The following is a 3,117-nucleotide window of genomic DNA, read 5'->3' on the forward strand; positions in this document are numbered from 1 at the left end:
AACCGAGCGCGCGTTAGGTCGATCAGAATGCCTCTAACAGCTGGACAGATTCCGACATGCCGTGGGCGTATGCTGGTCGCAGTCGAACCGGAACCGCTGTGCCACGTTGTGCCGGCGGAGTATGATAATGACCTTCATCCGCCTTGGCGTCACGAGCCTTGCCTTCGCAGTCAGCCTCGGGGCGGCACACGCTTCCAATCCGGAACAGACGGGCAGCATCGACATGCCTCCCGCCGTCGCGGCCGAGCCATCAGGCCCGATCGGCCGCAATGGCACGGCAGTCACCCTGCCCGAGCAGAGCGTGATCGCGGACGGTCGGGCGATAAAATCTCTGCCCCCGCTCAAACCGCTTCCGAAATGGGATCCGCACGTCTGCATCGGCTGCTAACCGCCCCGCCTTCGGCGTGTGTTGACGAGGTGGGAATAACTATCGAGGCGGGAGCATACGAACTCCCATGTCGCTCGAATCCGCCCTGACACCATCCATCTCCGCGACAAGACCGTCGATGACTTCAGTCACCACTCCCGGCCAGGGCATGTCGTGCTTTTGCAGGAATTCCGCAGCTTTAACGACGGCTTCCAGTTCATTCATGGAAAAAGGCTGCCCTGCGTTGTGCGTGTGAATCACCCGCTCGGCGAGTTTTGTCGCGAGGCTCATGATATCGCGTATGCCGAGGGGCTGAGCGTCATCGCTCATCTCAAATAGCCCTTCACCTTCAAGTGCTCAGCAGGAGCCTTACAAATCGATCTATGCCGAGTGAGCTTCGGGTCGGGCGGATCCGCGATCCAGGCATCAAGGATAGCGAAGACCGGAGGCATCATATGGTAGGCCGGGTCAGACATGTGATCGCGCGACACGAAGTCGGCGGCTGCCGTGGCGATGACGTTGACGTGGCCGCTCATCAGATCCTCATACTCATTCGGCATCCGTCTGTCATCGAACAGCAATCGAGAAAATCAACATCCGCTTACAGGACATCCCTTTGGCGCATTGATGGCCGAGATGGCTCATTCCGCCCGACAGGTTTGGAGGACGCTTGATGCCGAAGCCGACGGGCCGAACGCTCAGATCTCCGTTTCTTCGGCGAGCCTGAGAGCATCCTCGACGTCGATACCGAGGCATCAGAGCATGCTCTCAATTTTGGTCTGGCCCAGCAGGATCGGAACGGCACGCAGGTGGCAGATGCGTTCGTAGATTGGCCTGCCCCCTGAAAAGTGGCTCTTCGCCAAGTTTGGTGGACGAGGGTTGCTGGGGCGGATGCCGGGAGGTAGCTCCTGGCTGAACCGAGCAGGGATTCTCAAATCAGGGCATGACCCTCCTCTGTCGCATCCCCGGTTGTCGCTGTCTCCACGTGACGCGTGAGAAGTGCGCTGCCCTTCGCATTACCGCTCAAGCGAAGCGCGATCACGCCCGTTGCCCAGGTTGTGTAATTACCCACGCACTTGCGCGGGACGGATTTCGCTGATTCTCTCGTGAGATGAGCCGCAGCGACCTTGAACGGCTGAGCCGCGAAGAGCTGATCGATCCTTCGACAGGCTCAGGATGAGGTGGTGCTGCGGCTGCAGCGGCCAGAGAAGACCTCGCGCACCTCGTCCAAGCCGCCCGCGACCGATCGCAAGGAGCAGCGCGAGCACTCCAAGCCCGGCGGCGCCAAGCCCGGTCACGAGGGTCACAGCCGCGTCGTCAGCGATGATCCTGACGCAGTCGTCCAGCATCGTCCCGAGGCGTGCGCGTGCTGCGGCGCCAGCCTGCACGCCGCTCTTCCGGCAGAGATCGTTAGCGTCTCTGAGCAGATCGAGCTGCCCGCGGTGGCGCCGATCGTGACGCAGCACCGCCGGTTCGCGGTCCGTTGCCCGAGCTGCGGGGAGCGGGGCGTCGCACCGGAGGCGGCGCGCGGCACGCCCTTCGGCCCACGGAAGCACGCGGTGGCGACGGACCTCAAGACCTTTCAGGCGCACTCGTATGAGCGGCTGCAGGCGGCGCTCTCCAACCTGTTCGGCCTCACGCTCAGCCAGGGCGGGCTGATGAACCTGCTCCGGCGTGCCCAAAGGCTGCTTCGGTCCGGGTCGCGACGCGGCCATCGCGACCCTGCGCCGGGCTAAGGTCGTCGCCTGCGACGAGACCCGCGTGCGCATCGAGAGCTCGAACGCCTACCACTGGCTGTTCCACTCGGCCGACGCGGTGGTGCACACGGCCTCGCCGACGCGTGGCGCTGTCGTGATGCGCGAGATGATGGACGGGCATCGGCCCGCTGTGTGGATCTCCGACCGCTACACGGCCCAACAAGGCCACGCGGATGAGCACCAGACCTGCCTGGCGCATCTGGCGCGCGACGTCACCTACGCTGTCGAGGTCAGCGACGATCTCGTGCCCTGGCGCCTGCAACTCTGGCTGGGAAGCGTGTTCGCCCTGGCCGAGCGCGTCACCGACTTGGCTTCCTCGACCCTCTCGGCCAAGCGCCGCAGCCTGGATCGGCAGCTCGGCGCCATCCTGGCCACGCCGAGCCGCTGTGACCTGACCCGCGAGCTCCAGGCCAAGATCAGCCGCCCCCGCGATCAGCTCCTGGTGTTCCTCGCCTATCCCGGAAAGGTCGAGCCGACCAACAACGGCTCCGAGCGGCTGCTTCGTCCGGCCATCGTGCAGCGCAAGGTCACCAACGGCTACCGCGCCATGTGGGCGGCCGAGGGTGAGGCCGCCATCCGCACCGTCGTCGATACCGCCCGCCTCACAGGCAGCAGCCCCTTCAGCACCGTCCTCAAAACCATCGGTCCCTGAACCCTGCCATCACAGGCCTGGGTAATTACCAGGTTGTCGTACCATCAGTCGATCGGTTCATAGTCGCTATCACCGACAGGCCGCCGACCTGCCGACAAGTGGTCAGGTGGTTCGTCTGACCCTGACGATCCAACGTTTCTACTGCCACGAACCTGATTGCGCGCGTCGGACCTTCGCCGAGCGCCTGCCGCGCCTCGTCGACCGCTACGCTCAGAGAACTCACCAGCTGGCCGATGCCCAAGTTCGGGCCGCGCTGGCGCTCGGTGCCACACCCGCCGCCCGACTGCTGCCGCACCTAGCGATGCCGACTAGGGCCTGTCGTCGCCTGAACGGACTGGCGG

At 64.3% G+C, this 3,117-nt stretch carries 3 protein-coding genes and 2 pseudogenes; 3 read left to right on the top strand and 2 right to left on the bottom strand.

Translation table 11 applies throughout. The features are described from left to right. Positions 1–127: 127 nt before the first annotated feature. Positions 128–388, top strand: coding sequence for a hypothetical protein (locus OXS27_RS31935; protein WP_267361667.1), 261 nt, complete (start codon positions 128–130; stop codon positions 386–388). Positions 389–427: 39 nt separating this feature from the next. Here OXS27_RS31935 and OXS27_RS31940 read toward each other — a convergent pair whose 3' ends face one another. Next, positions 428–697 carry a hypothetical protein gene (locus tag OXS27_RS31940; protein ID WP_267361669.1) on the bottom strand — a complete coding sequence of 90 codons (270 nt, stop codon included), beginning with the start codon at positions 695–697 and terminating at the stop codon, positions 428–430. Next, positions 694–903 carry a hypothetical protein gene (locus OXS27_RS31945; protein WP_267361671.1) on the bottom strand — a complete coding sequence of 70 codons (210 nt, stop codon included), beginning with the start codon at positions 901–903 and terminating at the stop codon, positions 694–696. The genes OXS27_RS31940 and OXS27_RS31945 overlap by 4 nt, the downstream gene beginning before the upstream one ends. 575 nt (positions 904–1,478) lie before the next feature. Here OXS27_RS31945 and OXS27_RS31950 point away from each other — a divergent pair. Beyond that, positions 1,479–2,776: pseudogene (locus OXS27_RS31950) on the top strand (IS66 family transposase). Between the two features lie 28 nt (positions 2,777–2,804). Beyond that, positions 2,805–3,117 (top strand): annotated as a pseudogene (locus tag OXS27_RS31955) (transposase family protein); the annotation flags it as partial.

Source organism: Methylobacterium sp. GC_Met_3, from assembly GCF_026540775.1.
In the GTDB taxonomy this organism is placed as follows: Bacteria; Pseudomonadota; Alphaproteobacteria; order Rhizobiales; family Beijerinckiaceae; genus Methylobacterium.

Bases quoted from the DNA above. Each gene is read 5' to 3' on its own strand.
- OXS27_RS31935 (WP_267361667.1), top strand. From the start codon at position 128: ATGACCTTCATCCGCCTTGGCGTCACGAGCCTTGCCTTCGCAGTCAGC.
- OXS27_RS31940 (WP_267361669.1), bottom strand. From the start codon at position 697: ATGAGCGATGACGCTCAGCCCCTCGGCATACGCGATATCATGAGCCTC.
- OXS27_RS31945 (WP_267361671.1), bottom strand. From the start codon at position 903: ATGAGCGGCCACGTCAACGTCATCGCCACGGCAGCCGCCGACTTCGTG.